Genomic DNA, 17,886 nt, shown 5'->3' with positions numbered 1-17,886 from the left:
AAAAATAGTTAGTTACCAGTAGCGTAATTATATTCGTAATGTTCCAAAATGTTTCCGTCTTCGTCTTTAACTGTTTTCAATCGGCCTATTTGGTCATATTCGTATATCGTAACATACCCTCTGGAATCAGTTGTACTCGCGATTTTTTTGAGTTGGGTATACGTATATGTTTCAACCTCCGCAGAAACGGGATGTAACCTAAGTTCGTCGATAATCACATTGATTCCCGAAATACTAAGGCTGGAAGAAGTTATTTCCTTTTCCAACCATTGCCAGGTAGAGGTAACAGTTGTCGGAGTACCCCCAATTGAAAGAGAAGGGTTAGTACCGGATGTCCTGGCCCAAAACCCTACTTTAAACTTGTCACTACCCGTTGGTATCGAAGAAATGGAAACCGCACCACCCGATAAATTATATCCCCTGTTTCCTGCCTTGGAGTGACTTGTCGTTGTACTTCCACTATAAGTCCATCCTCCTTTAACATCATCTTCGAAAGAAGTAAATGCAAAGAAATCAGGAGAGCAGCCCTTACATATCCCATAAACATTGTTAAATGTATTGTCCCAACGAATCCTAACAGGGTTTCCGGATGTCTCTTGATATTTCCCGGGGTTTCCTTTTGTGTCATAATTCTCAAACAGAATTTTCTGGAAATATTTATTGTCTTTGGAATAATTTCCTCCTGAAGAAAATCCCGGGAGATTTCCCATTGATGTATTTGAAAATTTAAACTGGCTTAAGGGAACAGCAGTGCCCGGAGACAAAACGAAAACCTTGTCCAACAACCCTTTACCCCCGGTTTTATATTCATTGAGATTACCTCCCACGATAAAACTTTGACTCCCCCGGGCAACCATGCGGACCTGTTCAACCGGCAAAGCAAATAGTCCGTTTGACCTCATATCGTTCAAAGCTGAACTCCCTCCCGAATAGTCATGAGGATACAACATGTAATCGGTGAAAGTAGCACCATCACTCGAAGAACTGACTACTCTTGTTGTTTGGGCATGATTTGGATTGTCATAGAAATATTCAGTTGTTTTTTGAAATATCGGATTTTGAAGTGCGTCAAATTCCGTTGTTGTGGATTTAGTGAATTTTGTCCATGAAGAAATTTGTTTAAATGATGAAACCCTAAATATTGCCGGCAGGTAACCAGAGCCCGCGGGCGAAGTTTGATACAGCCATTCAGGTGCTATCAATTCTATTGAAAGGCCGAGAGCATGGTTTTCATTCAATTGGGCCGGGGGTGTATAGTGGGCAAAATTCTCCGAGAAATTTGAGGCTGATCTATCGGTATACAAATGTTGATACTCATTTTCGGTCCTTTGGATAATTCGGTATGAATTATTTGTGGGATTTTTGGCATAAATTTCCTCTAAAAGAAGTAATCCCCGCATCCAATTAAAGCTAATCGGTGCCACCGCAGGAAAAGTAACATAGGCCTTTAAATCGTTTACGAAGCTGAATTTGGAAAAAACAAAACCAATATCCTTACCGGAAGAATTAGATTGCGTAACTTCTGTGTAAAGCACGTGATATCCATTTAAGCCAGCCATCGGCAATACAGCAGAAGAGGATTGCACATGGTACGATGCTTCTTTATCAAGAAGCCCGCTACCAGTTTGGTTTAAACCCCTTATTATCTTATCAATAGAATAAAAATACCTGGGCTTGTTAGCTATCTTTCCGCTAGAAACGGAAGGGTTATCCTTTATCGTATAGTCAAAGAATGACTGATTTTCGATACTGCCTCCTTCTTTGTCCAAATGTCTGATTTCCTTGACTCTTAAGCCTCCCAATTGAAAATTCCCGATTGTTGTTGAGTAATTAAACTCCTGTTCCACCCAAAACAAATTCACATAACCCTCCTCAAAAAAACCAACCTGATCCACTGTCAATGTATAATTACCTGCCTGTAATGAAACCGAAGTTAAATCATTTCCTGACACAGACTGGAATTGTCTCCAATATCCATTAGGACCTGTAAGTGTAACATCAAACCTGAGGTTTGCCTGTACCGGAGCTGTTGTGGTATTGTACATAACAGTTACCGATTTAGGTGTTGTGAGGGTGAAATTCTCCATTTGTACACCAGCTGACGGATCGTAATATATACCTAAAGACTTATTTATCAAATTAACACCAAACGTCTCCAAAGTATCCCGAGCCTGATTCAACTCATAATAAAATTCGGAAAGCCCTTTTGTCGGATAAACAATTTTTTCAATTACACCAATTTTAGTGGTGTTGAGATCTGGATCTTTAGAGTGTCCTCCAAGAAAAAAACCTGTCTCATCTATTGCAAATTTTCCGCCGGAAGTAGAGTAATAACCCCAATGATCGGTTTCGAATATATCTCTGTTTGGCAAATAGTTATTTCCAAAATAAGTAAAAGTATAAGGCCCTTCTTCAGACCGCTGTACGGAATTTAATTTAAGCCTATACTGGTTGGAATTCGGAGATATCCCACAATAATTTGAAGAAGTGAAATTGAAATATCCATATTCAAAATCGAATATTTCTTCAACTTCTCCTTTATATATTTTTATCTTATCGATTGCGAAGTTACCGGTTTCTCCTTGTGCTTTATCAAGATCGATCCTGTTACAGGATTCGTACATAAACTCAACAATCAACCTTCCATTCACAAGGATTTTTCTCAGGTTTTTCCCAAAGACCTTATGTCCGGTCTCAATTCTCGTCTCTGCAGAAGATGGGAAAGTCCCATCAACGTTTCCCAATTTTTTGTACCTCGTAAATTCTGTCCTTCCTTTATAATTATAAGTAACATCATCATATTGATATTCAACGACATTTCCACCAGGTGTTTCTATCTTACTCAAATGATAAACAAAATTTTGAACTGTTGAATTTATTGAACCAAATACCGGTTGGTTTGTGAATCCCAAAGATGTGACATTTACAATTTCAACCTGTTCAAATGAATATTTCACACCATCACCATCTTCAATGACAAAATCTGGACTTGTAGTGATTCCAATAGGCGAAAATGGTATAGTATGGGCGTTTCCATTTTTTGAAAAAAAGAACTTACCGCTTCCACCGGGGTAGCTGTAGTAAAACAGATCAGGTTGGGTGTCAAATTGTTGTTGCGGGGGAGTAGATGTAACCACTCCGTTGGATACGACATAGACCTGCTGACCTGTTAACTCAGTCAGCAACTGGTAATCGGAATTTTTAAATATTGTAAAATTAGGTTGCAAATACGATTGTGGGGACAACTCTCTATCTTCAGGGAATACAGGGGCATTAAGATAGCCAATGCCGCCCATGTCATTTGTTCCGTTGACAGTTGCAGAAATCATTCCCCCGGCACTCAGAGTCCAACCCAAGCCAATACTTCCTGAAATTTCATCAGCCCTGATTCCCGAAGAATTGTAGTGGATGGAAATCGGAACGGATAAATCACTTAGTTTGATCTCATATATGGGAATCGAAATATTCGGAACTCCTGTTGCTTTACTGACAGGTATGTCTATAAATTTAAACATTGATGAAGCTTCAGGGCTCGGAGGAATGAAATTTGGTTTACTGTAAGTTCCTGTCTGACCCAAGGAAATCTGCCAAAAAATACCAAACATGAAGGTAAAGAATAAAACCTTACCCCTATTGATCCAATCCGGCTTTCTTCCAGATCTCAATTCCAACAACAATAAACAATTAAAATCAAACATTTCAGCCTTTAGTTTTAGTCAAATGAATTCTTAAGAACTTCAATTTCAATTTTTAAACCCTTCAATTCTTCATTCAAAATCTGAATCTGTTGGTTTTGGGACAAAATATATAAAGTCAACTCCTCCACTTTTTCCAATAATTTCACATTCATCTGGGCAAGGTTTAATCCATTTTCTATTACCTCAACTTCTGTGGGCATTTCAGGAAGGTGACCGTTGGTTTCAATAAAAGATTTCAGTTCAGACAACGGCATAAGAAAATAACCATCCCTGAATACATAGTCAGCCCATCCGGTCATGGTCACATTGACTTCTTTGGTTTTGATGGTGCCGTTGACTTCGAGTTTTTGGGTGGGGTTAGTTGTACCGATGCCGACGTTACCACTTTCATTTTCCGTTAAAATATTTCTCCAAATCCCCCAGGTTGAACTATTGTTTGTTCCGTTTCGGTAATAAATCCCACCGTCATTAAAATTTAATTGGTGATGTTTATTCCCTGTGCCATCTGTAACCCAAGGGGCTAAGGTTATTAAACCAGAGAATACACCTGTTCCAGGAACACCAATAATGCTCCTTGATTTAAATTCAAATTTCATTTCTCTTGAATAGGAAGAAGGACTTGAATTGATATTCCTGGTATCATGGGACAATACATTTAGTGCGGGTGATTGGGCAATCAAACAATTACTGGCACCAAAAATCAAAAGCAAAAAAGAAAAGAGGAAGGTTTTCATAGAGTTAATCTTGCAGAGAGTTTTTAAGATTGATAGCATTTTTCAATTGTTTGATTTCCTTTCTTAATTCCTCTGTTTCTTTCTTTTGCTCTATGAGGTAAAGCGTCAACTCCTCAATTTTTTTCAACAGAAGGACATTCATTTCACCTACATTCACTCCGTTTTCGAGAACCTCCTTTTCAGAAGGTACCTCAGGAAGGTGCCTATTAGACTGGATATAGTCATTGAGAGAATCAAGCGGCATTAAATCATATTCAGGCGCAAACACAAAGTCCGGCCAACCTGTAGTAGTCACATTAACTTCTCTGGTTTTTATACCACCATTGACTTCAAGTTTGTGACCGGGATTTGATGTGCCTATACCCACATTCCCATTGGTCTTAACCCTGATTTGTTCTTGAGAGTATCCTGTATGAAAAGATAAATCATGAGCTGATTCAGTGCCGATTACTCCCCTTGCTCCATTCCAATTTGAATGTGCAAAAATCCCCACCTTTACATCATTAGTTTCGGCAGATACCAATAATTTGCTATGGGCTGAATGCTTGATTTCCAGAACTTTTCCCCATCCTTGAACATTACTTGGTTCATTTGTTCCAAATCCAATATTGCCAAACCTAGTAAGAACAAATTGCGACGTACCCAAATCACCTTTTATTGTAGGATTTCCATCTTTGTATGAAAATGTTAATCGGCCATTTCCGTCTGAATAGTTAAACCAACTATATGCATCATGCACAGAATATTGAATTCCCGAAAACCCCTGAGGCACATTTCCCCCATACCTAAACCTTATAAACCTATCAATATTTGTTGTTGCTATTACCTCCAGTTTATTGATATAACCGGCTGTCGAACTGAATCCAGGCAAAGGATTCGTTTGCGAAAACCCAATTGTTGAAATCCAAAAAAGGCAGTAAAAGAATAATAATTTTAATTTCATAGTTTCAGTTTTTTGAAGTGAATAATGATCAGTGCAATTCAATCCGGTTTTTAAATCCAAAGATTTGGCTTTGAAAAGGGCTGTTTATGTTTTTGATATTCATTAGGCTTTCTAATGAAAAAATAAATGAAAAACCAATGGAATATTTTTCCGAAGGGATGATACTGAATACTGTTTAAACACAAAGAAAAGTCCCATTCTCTTTGAAAATTTAGATTGAAAAAAACTGGTCTTAACTTTTTCATAAAACTCGGGTAAAAAAACTCAACATGATATTTAGAAATACTTTTTAATTTATTCAATATATTATTTCGAAATAGTATGCTTTTGTCAAATATTTGAAAAATCAATAAGAAAAAAAAATACCCTGTTTCGGGTATTTTTTGACAATAACTAATTACATAAATTACCTGGTTTTTAAATAGAAAATCTGATTTAAAGCTGATTTTTTTTCACATTATGAATTTTGAATTTAATACCTTAATAGGAGCACTTTGTTTTTAGGTCAAAAAAAATCATGGATATTTTAAAAAACACACCATTTTTTATTCTGTCAATCCGGTCAAAATAAATAGATAATTTTTTTGAAAAATGTTTAAAAAAAGAAAAATAAAATTTATTTGGGCAAGAATCTGAATTCAATATTATCAAATTCCTTTACGATCCATACCCTAGTTTCCCCTAAAGGATGATAACTTGGTTCGTATTTGATATATCCCCATTCCACCAGATTATTGATACAATTATGATAGGTGGCTATTCCTTTGATATGGGCCAATTTCATAAGTTTCTGCCTGGAAACCTGTAAATGTTTTGGCCTATTACCTTCTATGAAAAGTTGCAGTATGGCCACGAAAACACTGATATGACTTGTCAATGCCCTTTTGTCCTGTTGGATTCTTTTCAGTACTTTCCAGATTTCCCCACTATCCATTACAACAACAATTCCTCTCTATTCCCCAAATAATCCACTTACCTCTTCCAAAGAATAATAATAGCTCCCCCCGATTTTTTTTGGATTTAACTTTCCGCTGATTCTCAGATTCTGAAGGGATCCTGGGGAAATCTTAAGGATTTTCCTCACCTCCGAACTCCGCAACCAGTCATTGGACTTTTCCTTTCTTGGTTCCATCAACTTTGCAATATCCTCCAATAACCTCAACCTGAGTTTTTCCAGATCTTCCTTCGTAACCAAATCAATGTTCATTTCCCCTCTTCCCTTATATTATTTGGACTTTACTGTTTTTCATGCGGTTGTATGTTGGCATATACCTGATGTATCCATAATCCGCTAACTGGTTCAGGATTTTGAAGTAAGTTGCTGTACTTGAAATCTTGGCTGCTTCCATGATTTCATCCCTGCTAATAGGAAAAGGAGCCTGTCCACCATACTCCAACTGCTGATGATAAAGTACAGTGAACAGACCTATATGGGAAATACAGATCCTTGGATCATTTCTGATTGATCTAATAAATCCATCTATTGGACCTACCTTCATTTGTTTTGATTTCAAATCAACATGTTCTTGTTCCATCTCAGTGAATTCCCCTTCTTTTCCTTCTTACCCGGACTTTCTTTTCATCCTCCTCACTGTGACCTGATTTCAAATTTCCATCCAGACTTTTTTCTTTTGTCTGATCTTTGGGCTCCTCTTTACATACTCCTTCAATCAGGGCATCTGTAAATTCCTCATCATGTACAGAAAGCAAAGGATTGGCATCCGGGTCAATCCTTCGCTCCTGCTTTCCCTCTAACTTATCCAATATTGATATCCCTGATACTTTTTAATTTTCCCAACTCCCTTTTAGCTTCTGTTCAAGGGAGGGATATCAGCTTACCTTTACTTTTTTCCTGGATTTCACCTTCGCCCCATCTCCCTCCCCTGATTCAGCTATTCCTTCTTTTTGCTCTTTGGATTCAGACTTACTCTGATTCTCCTTCTGGTTATTGTTTCGTCCGATTCTGTTCTGGCTCTGGTCATAGACATTGATGGACTTAAACTGAGGGGAGGCTTCAACAAAACGATTCTGCTCATCATCCCCATCCTTGAAAGTGACCGACTGTCTGTTCCCCTTTTTCAGGGAATCCATCAGCCTGTCTTTGTCCTCAGGATTTGACAATTCTTGGATCGGGTGTTTTTCCAGAGCTTTTTCCAGATCAAATCCATAGTTTTCATGGAACTGCTTTGGCTTGAAGTTTCCATTCGAATCGGTTTCCTTGAAATTCAACTGTACCCAGGCATTGTATTTCTCCCCTTCCCTGTTGACAAGGTCCTTGTTAACAGACCTACCGTCCATCAGGTTGTAAGCCTCCTTCAGGGTAATGTTGTTTTCCTTTCCGATATAGAATGTCTGCTTCATTTCGGTATCTTCATTCCCCTTTTTCAGGCTCGTGTCATACTTGTTGAAAAAATACATGTCAGTCTGATCCGATTTGCGGAAATGCAGGTCTGAAGTCATTTTGTCATTCCCAAACTCCGTGTTGTGCCGGATTGTGAATGCTGGTTCACCCTGCGCCATTTTCTCTTTGAGCTGATTTTCAAGTCCCTCCCCAAAACCTGTGTATTTAACCTGGTTTTTGAGGTAATCATAATTCTGTTCATTCATGATCTTGTTATTTAATGTTTGGTATCCGGGAAAGTGGATGTTGTATCTTTACCAGACAGGAAGTGCCTGAATGAGTTTTCTGTTTTTAACTTTTAAATGGAGATGCCTCCCACCGTTGTCCTCCATGATTTCAATGCTTAAGTATTTTTTGTCCGGAATGGTAAACTTCTGTAGCTCAAACACAATTGTCTGATCCGAAAATCCGGGGACATTCTTGGTATTGCCTTTGACACTTTCAGGAATGATTTCAATTTCCTGCGAAGCTGTCCTTTTGGTTTTTCTCAGATCCCTGATATACACCCTGAACTGACCGACATCATATTTGATAAAAGTCCTGTTATTGATTTCAAGTTGAAAAAAAAGCCGGTCTTCATGGATGTATATTCCCTTCAGTGTGAGATCCATACCGAATCGGTGATCCCTGACCCCACCTAAAGTCCTTTTTTTGACTGCAATCTTTTCCATAAATGCCCTGGAAAGCCTGTCGTCATCTTTTGGATCGGTAAAACTTGCCAAGGTTCTTTTATCTTCCTCTCCAATTGAAAGATTGAGTGATACAGGATCCGATTGATAATATAACAGAAATGAATACAGGTTTCCGTCTGAGGTGATAACCGTCAGGTTGGTGTTTTCAAAATACCCCGTAGCTGCCTTCAACTGAAGGATGTTTTCTACCTTATTTGCCTTTTGGACCAAAACCTCATTGTTCCCCCGGTCCACACTCCTGACTGCAAAGGGAAATATCAGGTTGGTCGTCTTTTTGTCGGTGATTGCCAGTTCAAGAGGTTTGATACTTTTGATTTCCGAAATCCTTTGTTGTGTAAATCCATTTGAAATGGTCAGTACCATGATTGTGGCACAAAACCAAAATATTTTACATTTCATAATTAGCTCTTTTCAATGTTTACCATGTTGTTTTTCATCCAGCAGCCAGACCTGATAGCCTGCTTTGACCGTCACTTTGATCAGCTTCATCTTTTTGCTGAGAAGATTCCTTGCGGTTTCTATTCCCGCACTGGCAGCTTGGGCTTCCAGAGTGGGATTGAAAGTATTGAATCCGAATCCCTGAATGGCCTGATCCCCGGACTGCTTTACAGCGTCTCTGGAAATGGCTCCAGGAACATAGATTCCCTCCAGGCCATCAGCATCAAAAAGGTTAAGGGAAACAGGCATGATGTATTCCCCCATCCTGATATTTTGGATGTTGATTTTAAGACGCTCCCCGTTGAGGGAGGCTGTACCGTACACAAAATGGTCCTTGGGAATAAGCATGCCATCAATCCTGACCTTCTCCAGCAGTCTTACTTTGACAGTGGTACCTGAAACCAGTGTCTGGGTTTCATGGATAACGGCACGGATGGAATTGACATCCATTGGATCAGTGCCGTCATTCTCCATTGAATAGAACCCATTTTGGTTTACTCCCTCGAATGGAATCCTGTGATTGTCAGGAAAGGTTTTGGACAATCCAGAAAAAACACCTTCGTCCTGATCTTTCATTACCGTATGAATATTTTTCATGTTGGATTCTCTGGTTTCGCTGATCCTTTGGGCTACCCTTTCCGGATGTTGTATATCCAGGATGTTTTCAAGGATGTCTTTAATCTCTTTCATTTCCGGATCTTCTCCCTGATTCCCCCTGTTCATCATCGACATCATCTGTTCCAACCGGTCAAGGTCATGGTCTATGGAAAATGGTTCAGGTTTGAAATATTCCTTCTCCTTTGGAGCTTCCATAACACTTTCCTTTTCCAACACCTCGTTCAGTTGTTTGAGTTTTTCCATGACCAATGCTTCATTGGGATCAATTTCACTGGGACCTGTATATATTCCTGCCTTTGCTCCGATGCTGCTTTTCTTATCCGGGTTTCCGTATTCCGAATCCTGTTCATCAGGAACCATAAAGGCCATCTTTCTATAGGGATCATTTTTGATCTGCTCCATTCTTTTCAGGGAATCCTGAGCGGCTTTTTCATAGTAAGCCAGTTTTCCTGTTTCCAGTAAAGCATCTCCTGCAACCTTTGGGAGTTCTGTGTTGAAACCAATCTCCAATTCTTCCTTGCCCAAATTTTCCGTACCTTTCCCGCCTCCAAGTGCCCAAAAGCCCATAGTCAGAAAGGGGAAAACCAATAAAGGCATGATGGTATAGAACTTCCTGTCCCGCTTCCATTTTTCTGTCATCTGTTCCATATAATTTATTGTTTGTTGATTACTTCTTTTCTTTAAAAGGTCACTTCCTTTCCGGCCAAAACCTGACTTTTATCACTTCCTGTTTTTCTTAACCCCCTTCACACTTAATCACTATGCTGATCCAGTAAAGCCCCATCAGGAAGGACAAAAGCAATACTATGAGCTTCTTCCTCCGAACGGTCAGGTTGTTGAACTTGGCCCCTACCCAATCAGCCACTGTATCCATTATCCTTTGCATGGCTTTTGTATCAAACTCATCTGTTTTTGACGCTCAGGTCCCTGTTTTCAAGGGTTCTCCATTTTTCGATCAAAAGTCCATGGGGATTGTGGTCGCTTCTTGAAACATTCCTCAGGTATCCCTCCGTGACCAGGATCCGCTCAACCACCGAACTTGCCCTTGTGATCGTCTGCTTTCCATAGTATTTGAAATGAAAAGGGTATTGTCCGATTTCAATGTCAACACTGTCAGCTTTGATGGTCTGACTGATATTTGCCGAGATGATATTACTGTAATAGCTTTTCTCCTTCAGGTTGTCATATTGCTTTTTGGCAGATCCGTCTGCCAGATACAGGGCCTTGGAGATGTTTTCACTGATGGCTTTGTCATCGGGATCCAGACTGAAAAAATACCTGTGGAAAGTAATCACATGATCCCTTGCCTCTACGACGATGTTTTCATTTCTTCCCGATGCAAATGCTTCCAGTACTTTTCCGTCTGCCAATATGTAGATCTTATCCTGAAGGCTGCTTACTGTCTGGTAGCTTTTGAAAAGGACAAATCCACAGAGCAACAGGCATCCCATGATCACCATCATGGTGAAAATCCTGATCTGCCTGAAGGTGGTTTCTATGTTTTTTGCTTTGGTGAACATTTTTTAAATCAGTTTTATTTAGAGTTTCCTTTTATTTTATCGCCCATATATCCCCCGTCTTTAAAATATCCGGAAGAGGTCCCATGGGATGACATACTCTGAATTATTCTCCCTGCTGCATCCCCGAACTTGTCGGCAACCATAGCCGCCCCTTTTACAGCCAGTCCTGCACCTGTTCCTGCCATCGCCATGGTTTTGATTGTTCCACCACTGAAAATCCCTGTGACCTTATGGGGAAGCGCACCTCCTGAAGCTGCATGGACTATATAATTGGAAACTGAAGGCACTGTAAAGTAGCCGATGATCCCGATGATCATAAAGATCAGGTAACCTGTATCGGTTGCTGTAAAAAATGTATCACCACCTTGGTTGATCTGTGAAATATCCAGTTCCAGCATCTTTTCCTGAACCTTTCCTATGATCGCCCCGAAAATATTGGCTACGGGTAGCCACAGGAAGACATTGATATAGCGTGCAAGCCAGACCGTCAGGGTATGTTGGAACCCGTCAAAAACAGCAAGCCCGAAGACCAAAGGGCCAAGAATGGCCAGCACTACCAACTGGAAGGTTCTGAGTGTATTGATGCACAAGGCAGCGGCCTCGAAGAGGATCCTCAGTATTTCACTCAAACCTTGTTTGATGGAGTTTCTGAAACCATATGACATCTTTGCTCCAACAAATGCAAAACCATTGCTGATGCTTTCCCAAAAACCTTCATTTGGGGCCGGGGCATCTTCTGAAAGTCCCTGTGTATATTTCAGCCATTTTTCCCTGTCACCGTGTTCAGTTTCCCCAACATACATCTGCCAATACCTGCTGTCCTTTACCGCCTGTTGCTTTCTTTCCAGCAATACCCTGATGGCCATTTGGGAATTGTCAACCATGGAAGTCGTGCCCCTGACCGTAGGCTGCATAACCCCGTTGATAAGTGAAAGCACCGAAGGGAATACCATGATGGCAAAACCGATCACAAAAGGCCTGAAAAGTGGATAAAAATCAACGGGTTCGGCATTGGAAATACTCCTCCAAACCCTTGAGGCGATATACCATGTTGCGGCAAATCCCGCTATTCCCTGCCCGACCCCGATAAGCTGAGCTGAAAGGGGGATCATTTCTGCATACAGTTGATCCAGTATCCCGTTCAGTCCCCTGATGTCAACATTAATTTGCTGGGCATTTGCTGCCATGGGAAGCAGCAGTCCCTTCATCATGACAAAGATATATTTCAAATATCTGGACATATTCTCCTTTCTTATTTTGGCAGACCGTGAAGCTCCTCCAACTGAATGTTATCCCTCATCTCTTTTCCCCGCTGTAAAGCCAGCAAACCGGCACCTTCATTAAAGACCCTCAGAAAACTTAGTTTATCTTCCATATCACTGAAAATCCTGTCTATGGATTGCATCCTTTCATCATCGCCCATTCGTAGACTGTTCGCAGTCAGTATCATCACCAGGTCATCCAGATTCCGGAGACTGCTCTGAAAAAGCCTGTTATATACCCTGCCCATATACTCAATTTCCTCAATATCAAATACCCCTGACCTGCGGTAAAAATCAAATGCATTCCTGTATTCCCTTACCAACCTGAGCTGATATTCAATAATGGCGGGCACCCTGTGGTAATTCCTGACCGTGGGACTGACCTGCATCAGTCCATCCAGAAAAATCCTATGGATGTTGAAATTGCCTTCTGACAGTTCCTTTACCCTGCCCAGGCCCTGATTCAAAATGGTGTATCCCTTTTCAAGATCAGTCATAATCTGTTTCAGCTGCTCCAGTTTTTCCACATTGAGCAGCAATTGTGCTGCCTCATCTATTTGGCCGACAGCAACGAAAGGATTAAAACAAATCAGCAAAACAATCATGGCAGCAATCAATAACCTACCTGCCCCTCTAGCGTTCGACAATCCCATAATTTTCCTCCATTCTTTTAATTTCATCCTGTTCTTTTCTTCTTTCTCCAGACAATCCTCTTAGATCTTGGTCCAAAATCAGCGCAAATGAATAGGTTTCCAGCATTTCAGCATAAATACCCTCTATCCTATCGAGCCTTTCCCTATCTGTCATTTCCACGGTACTGTCGGTAAGCAGTGAGGTAAGCAAGGACAGGTTTACCACGCTTTCCGTAATGGTTCTTGTAAAAAATCTCATTGCAAATTCCCTCTCCCTGTTGTCCAGAAACTCCATGTCCATTCCTGAATTTCTGGACCTTAGTGAGACAAGGCCAGCCTGAAGTTTTATTATTTCGGCTAGCCTCGAATAGGAAGCAACTGTTGGGCTGATTTTTCTTAGCTTTCCGAAGTGCTCACTGTGGATATTGAAATCCCCCTCTTTGGTCTCCCCTATAACACCAAGACCGGCCCTTGCGGTCTCATAGCATTTCCAGGCAGTGTTGGTGTACACCTTCAGGGCAGCGATCTGCTCCAAGAGGTACCGCTTCTTGGTCTGCTTTTGTCTCCACCATTCATCAAAGTTCTGGGCGGAAAGATTTCCTGTTATCAATATGCCCAATACAATAAGCCACACTTCTTTTTTCATTTTTCCCCCGTTTATTTGATTCCGTACAGTTCTTTGGTGGTTTCGAGGGAAGCCTGTTCTCTGCTCCTGCTAAGACTGATCATGGCGTTCTGCCTGTTAAATGCCAGCAGGTCATAACATAAAGGTTGGTCTCAACACTGTTTCCAACCTTATGGATAATCTGAAGTCTTTGGGCATCACTCATCTGAACCCTGAAGGAATTGACGACCATCAGCATCTGTTCTATGTTTTTGGCCGATTCCACCAGCATTCCCGAGTACACTTTTCCCATATACAATCTTTCACTGTCCGTGAAATTCCCGTCCTGACTGATGACCCTCCATACCCTTTGGTATTCAAACACCATCCTAGTCTGCATCTCCGTGATTTCCTTTACCCTTCGGTAGTAGGCGATCAGTGATTTCACCCTGTTCAGTTCCTCAAAATAGTTGCTGTACAGGTCCCGCTGCCTGTCTGTCCATTCGCTGATTTCATCCAGGCGGAGTTTGGACATGGTGTTTTCAATTACCTTTTGGGCATTCTGTAGCCAGATGATCCTGTTCTGCTGCCGCTGTATCTGTAGGTCCACCGCAACGATCACTTTTTTGACCCCTGCTTCAATGATCTTTAAGATCGCAAGTGGTACTGCCGCCTCACTGTATTGCTGCGGCACAGATGAAAAGACAAGTACCAGGGTGGCGACTATGATTTTGATTTGTTTCTTCATCCTTTTGCCTGTCTGAGTTCCGATGCCAACACTTCGATTCCTTTTTGGATTGATCCAAACCGCTCAGCATATTCGCTGACCTTCACTTTTTCGCTTTCTTCTGTGGTATAGACCAGGTATTCCTCCAAAGAAACCTCTGTCCTGTAAACTTTGGAGATCATCCCACCAAGGCTGATGAACACTTCCTTGTATTTTCTTGCTGGATCATTGGCCCGGTTGACAGAAAGGACCAATGCCTTTTCCTTTTCGGTAAGTCCCAACAGTTCCTGTATCCCGTCAAACTTGTTCTGATATTTGGACTGGTCCAATAGGATCTTGCAGTCCGAATTGTTGATGATGGCCTGTTTGACCACCGGGGAACTGATGATGTCCTCCACTTCCTGGGTGACCACAATGGCCTCCCCAAAAAATTTTCTCACGGTTTTGAAAAGATATTTGATGTATTCTGCCATTCCCTCTTTGGCTATGGCCTTCCATGCCTCCTCAATCAGGATCATTTTCCTTATCCCTTTGAGTTTTCTCATCTTGTTGATAAAGACCTCCATGATGATGATGGTCACCACGGGGAAAAGGATCGGGTGGTCTTTGATGTTGTCCAGTTCAAAGACAATAAAGCGCTCCTGAAGCAGTTCCAGGTTTTCTGTTGCATTCAGCAGGTAATCAAATTCCCCATCCCTGTAATATGGCCTGAGCACATATAGGAAATTGCCAATGTCAAAATCCCTGTCCTTAACCTTTTCCGATTCCAATACCTTTACATACACATCTCTCAAAAACTCATAGAAAGTGTTGAAGCAGGGGAAAATATTTGGATTTTTTCTGAGGTGTTCATAGTAAAGCTGTAATGCATTGGACAAGGCCACGTATTCACTCCTGTTGAAGGTCTCATCATCTTTTTTCCAGAGGGCCAGCAACAGGGTTTTGATGCTTTCTTTTTTCTCGGTATCCAGGTTATCACCTTTGCCTATGTAAAAGGGATTGAACCTGATCGGGCTTTTTTCATTGTAGGTGAAATAATAGCCGCCCACCAGATCACAAAGCCCCTTATAACTATGGCCCACATCCACCAGCACCACATGGGTTCCCTGTTCATAATATGAGCGTACCATGTGGTTGGTGAAAAAGGATTTACCGCTTCCCGATGGTCCCAATATGAATTTGTTGCGGTTGGTGCATACCCCTCTTTTGATGGGCTCATCTGAAATATCCACATGCACGGGCCTTCCCGTGAGCCTGTCCCCCAACCTGATGCCAACTGGACTAAGGGAAGATCTGTAGCTGGTTTCAAGGTTCAAAAAGCAGGTTGCCTGCTCCAAAAAGGTATCAAAGGTATCGTTCATGGGGAAATCAGCGGCATTTCCTGGAATCCCTGCCCAGAATATCTGGGGTGCGCCGATGGTCTCCTCTTTGGCGACGGCATCCATCTGGGCAAGGGCGGAGGACACCATATTTTTGATTTCTTTCAATTGCTCCTTTTCTTCGGTCCAAGTAAGGACATTGAAATGGGCTTTGACCGGTAGACGCTGTTCCCCGATGGCCTCATTGAGAAAATCATTGGCGGCATCTCTGGCTATAAGGTTTTCCCTACTATAGGCAGCAAGGGACTGAAGTCTCAGTCTCTTGCTTTCCAGTTTTTTGATGGTCTGGGCAGGATCATCCAGAAAAATATACTGATTGTAAATATGGTTACAGGGGAGCAACTGCCCCAGGGTGGATGCAAAACCCACACTGAACCTTGTCCTGTCGGTGCAGTACCTGTCATAATCTATCCTGCTGCCGCAGAGTAATGGGAGCTCATCTGCCTCCCCCAAGGTAAACAGCCTGCAGATTTTGTTTCCTATACGCAGGGTGTCCTTCAGGCTGATGTCATAGACAAACCTTTCCTTTTCATGTTCCTGCAGGCTGCAATACTTTTCCACCAGTCCGGCATTTTCCTTACTGCTCAGAATGTCACTGTCCCCAAAAGCTTTTAGTTTCACAAATCCGCTGTCCTCCAAGATTCTCTGGAACTGACCACAGGAATCAAGGAATTCCTGGACCGATACGGCATCCAGCACATCAACTGGTATCAGGTTTCCCCTGATCAGACTTGAAAACATGCTGCTTCCCACTTTCCTATCTGCCGGTTTTTTGGTCAGAAAGACATGGCAGTGGTGATCCAGGTATGGCCTTTCATGGAAATGGCGTTCGCTGCTCCGAGAAAGAAATCCTGGGTTTTTTCCAAAATCCCCCTGATGGCCGGTATTGACAAACCAATCCTGCTTATGGAAAACAGAATGTCTTGGCATCACCTTCAAAGCCTTGACCCATGCCTGATGGAAAGCTTCGTAATCTCTGTCACTCAATGTGAACAGCTCGGGTAGCTCCAAGTCGAATGATCTTGTCACATCTCCCTGTTTGGAGAGCAGACATCCGTTTTCGACAGTCATAATCGGCAATATTTCCTTTAACCACTTTTCCATTACTGCATTATTTTCCTTTCATCTTCCTCAATCCATTTCATTTCCTTACTGGATAAAATCCTCTCTACCTCTGCATCTGAGCGAATTAGGTAAGCTTTTCCGGGCCAACATTTTCATCATTCCGTATTCCCCGTATTTTGAGCTCATTGCATAGATTTTCATGACCAGAAATACTCCAAGAACTGAAATGATGGTTATACAAATCCATTGATTGATCCCTATCAGGTACATCCCTGCAAAAAGAATCATCAATGCAATGACTCCGCCTCCCAGGTACCAGATATACTGTGCCTTCAATCCTTTGAACTCAATGCTCTTGTTGACACCTTTATTGATCTTGTATATGCTTACTGCCACGGGTCAAGTGTTTTCAAACCTGTCAAACAGAACTGCGGTAAACTCAGACTCCAATTGGATATTGTTCCCTTTCTTTTCCCTGAATCCATGCTTCTCAAAAAGATGGTCATGGTTTTCAATGATGTTGATGATCTCATAAGTCAGGACACCAGTCTCAGTCAGTTGGTCGTACTTCTTTTTGAAGTTCTTTTCCATTAAATCTTTGACAAAGCGGAATTTGGAGGGCTTGAGATCACTGACCATTGATTCCAGACAGGTATCCAGAATTTCAGTGTCCGTACTCCCCTGCTCTTTCAGCGTTTTGGCCAGTACCATTGAAGTGCTGACCTTATCAGATATATAGCGTTTCATGGATTCATTGCCTTCCATCCTGACTATCAGGTCAGGATTGTTTTCGGCGATGTATTTCCTGAAAAGGCCTGTCAACCTGTCCCTGATATTCATCAGATACCGAAGAATGAACTGATGACCGTGGCCACTACCACTAAAAACACGCAGCTTCCAAACCATGCCGCAGCAACTTTTCCCGTATCAGGATCACCTGCATTCCATTTCTGGTAAACCTTTACCGCACCGATAAGGCCAAGCAAAGCGCCTACTCCGTACATCAGGTTTGTACCTGCCAGAAAATAACTCCTTACCTGCCTGTTGGCCTCATTGATCCCCGCAAGTCCGTCCTGCGCCTGTGCTTCACTGACCACAAACAGCAGCATCAAAAGCATTACTGCCATGAATCCTATTTTCTTTCTTCCTTTCATTTGTGTTATTGTTTTGATT

At 41.6% G+C, this 17,886-nt stretch carries 19 protein-coding genes; all 19 read right to left on the bottom strand.

The features are described 5' to 3' along the window. Positions 1 to 8: 8 nt before the first annotated feature. Complete coding sequence (locus tag B9A52_RS17475) at positions 9 to 3,698, bottom strand: RHS repeat domain-containing protein (protein WP_084121692.1); 3,690 nt, start codon at positions 3,696 to 3,698, stop codon at positions 9 to 11. A 14-nt stretch (positions 3,699 to 3,712) separates the two neighbouring features. Beyond that, on the bottom strand, positions 3,713 to 4,432 hold the full coding sequence (locus B9A52_RS17470) for a hypothetical protein (protein WP_197687239.1): 720 nt from the start codon (positions 4,430 to 4,432) through the stop codon (positions 3,713 to 3,715). 4 nt (positions 4,433 to 4,436) lie between these two features. Continuing rightward, the gene (locus tag B9A52_RS17465) at positions 4,437 to 5,375 is read right to left on the bottom strand and encodes a hypothetical protein (protein ID WP_157370207.1); all 939 of its coding nucleotides are present in this window, start codon (positions 5,373 to 5,375) and stop codon (positions 4,437 to 4,439) included. Positions 5,376 to 5,991: 616 nt separating this feature from the next. After that, on the bottom strand, positions 5,992 to 6,309 hold the full coding sequence (locus tag B9A52_RS17455) for a hypothetical protein (RefSeq protein ID WP_084121689.1): 318 nt from the start codon (positions 6,307 to 6,309) through the stop codon (positions 5,992 to 5,994). Positions 6,310 to 6,327: 18 nt separating this feature from the next. Continuing rightward, positions 6,328 to 6,582: a helix-turn-helix domain-containing protein gene (locus B9A52_RS17450; RefSeq protein WP_084121688.1), complete on the bottom strand. Its 255-nt coding sequence runs from the start codon at positions 6,580 to 6,582 to the stop codon at positions 6,328 to 6,330. A 13-nt stretch (positions 6,583 to 6,595) separates the two neighbouring features. Further along, positions 6,596 to 6,874 carry a LexA family transcriptional regulator gene (locus B9A52_RS17445; protein WP_157370206.1) on the bottom strand — a complete coding sequence of 93 codons (279 nt, stop codon included), beginning with the start codon at positions 6,872 to 6,874 and terminating at the stop codon, positions 6,596 to 6,598. Between the two features lie 37 nt (positions 6,875 to 6,911). Then, positions 6,912 to 7,139, bottom strand: a complete 228-nt coding sequence (locus B9A52_RS17440) for a hypothetical protein (protein ID WP_084121686.1) — start codon at positions 7,137 to 7,139, stop codon at positions 6,912 to 6,914. 66 nt (positions 7,140 to 7,205) lie between these two features. Continuing rightward, positions 7,206 to 7,982, bottom strand: coding sequence for a hypothetical protein (locus B9A52_RS17435; RefSeq protein WP_084121685.1), 777 nt, complete (start codon positions 7,980 to 7,982; stop codon positions 7,206 to 7,208). A 48-nt stretch (positions 7,983 to 8,030) separates the two neighbouring features. After that, entirely contained in the window at positions 8,031 to 8,867 is an 837-nt protein-coding gene (gene traN, locus B9A52_RS17430; protein ID WP_084121684.1) for a conjugative transposon protein TraN, read from the bottom strand. A 12-nt stretch (positions 8,868 to 8,879) separates the two neighbouring features. Continuing rightward, positions 8,880 to 10,172, bottom strand: a complete 1,293-nt coding sequence (gene traM, locus B9A52_RS17425; RefSeq protein WP_084121683.1) for a conjugative transposon protein TraM — start codon at positions 10,170 to 10,172, stop codon at positions 8,880 to 8,882. Positions 10,173 to 10,426: 254 nt separating this feature from the next. Then, a complete protein-coding gene (gene traK, locus B9A52_RS17420) occupies positions 10,427 to 11,044 on the bottom strand; it encodes a conjugative transposon protein TraK (RefSeq protein WP_084121682.1) in 618 nt (205 codons plus the stop codon). 14 nt (positions 11,045 to 11,058) lie between these two features. After that, positions 11,059 to 12,285 carry a conjugative transposon protein TraJ gene (gene traJ, locus B9A52_RS17415; protein ID WP_084121681.1) on the bottom strand — a complete coding sequence of 409 codons (1,227 nt, stop codon included), beginning with the start codon at positions 12,283 to 12,285 and terminating at the stop codon, positions 11,059 to 11,061. A gap of 11 nt (positions 12,286 to 12,296) precedes the next feature. Then, complete coding sequence (locus tag B9A52_RS17410; RefSeq protein WP_197687238.1) at positions 12,297 to 12,986, bottom strand: TerB family tellurite resistance protein; 690 nt, start codon at positions 12,984 to 12,986, stop codon at positions 12,297 to 12,299. Next, positions 12,940 to 13,584 (bottom strand): hypothetical protein, encoded by a 645-nt coding sequence (locus tag B9A52_RS17405; RefSeq protein WP_084121680.1) that lies wholly within the window; start codon positions 13,582 to 13,584, stop codon positions 12,940 to 12,942. Before B9A52_RS17405 ends, B9A52_RS17410 begins: the two co-directional genes overlap by 47 nt. A gap of 79 nt (positions 13,585 to 13,663) precedes the next feature. After that, positions 13,664 to 14,290 carry a conjugal transfer protein TraI gene (locus tag B9A52_RS17400; RefSeq protein WP_197687237.1) on the bottom strand — a complete coding sequence of 209 codons (627 nt, stop codon included), beginning with the start codon at positions 14,288 to 14,290 and terminating at the stop codon, positions 13,664 to 13,666. Then, positions 14,287 to 16,752, bottom strand: a complete 2,466-nt coding sequence (locus tag B9A52_RS17395) for a TraG family conjugative transposon ATPase (protein WP_084121679.1) — start codon at positions 16,750 to 16,752, stop codon at positions 14,287 to 14,289. Before B9A52_RS17395 ends, B9A52_RS17400 begins: the two co-directional genes overlap by 4 nt. A 45-nt stretch (positions 16,753 to 16,797) precedes the next feature. Then, entirely contained in the window at positions 16,798 to 17,109 is a 312-nt protein-coding gene (locus B9A52_RS17390) for a DUF4133 domain-containing protein (protein ID WP_084121678.1), read from the bottom strand. Between the two features lie 3 nt (positions 17,110 to 17,112). Further along, complete coding sequence (locus B9A52_RS17385) at positions 17,113 to 17,619, bottom strand: hypothetical protein (RefSeq protein WP_157370205.1); 507 nt, start codon at positions 17,617 to 17,619, stop codon at positions 17,113 to 17,115. Further along, positions 17,553 to 17,867: a DUF4134 domain-containing protein gene (locus B9A52_RS17380; RefSeq protein WP_084121676.1), complete on the bottom strand. Its 315-nt coding sequence runs from the start codon at positions 17,865 to 17,867 to the stop codon at positions 17,553 to 17,555. The genes B9A52_RS17385 and B9A52_RS17380 overlap by 67 nt, the downstream gene beginning before the upstream one ends. Between the last annotated feature and the right edge of the window lie 19 nt (positions 17,868 to 17,886).

Source organism: Aquiflexum balticum DSM 16537 (genome assembly GCF_900176595.1).
Classification (GTDB): domain Bacteria; phylum Bacteroidota; class Bacteroidia; order Cytophagales; family Cyclobacteriaceae; genus Aquiflexum; species Aquiflexum balticum.
Note: the sequence above shows the minus strand (reverse complement) of the source record. Positions and strands in the feature narration are given on the sequence as shown.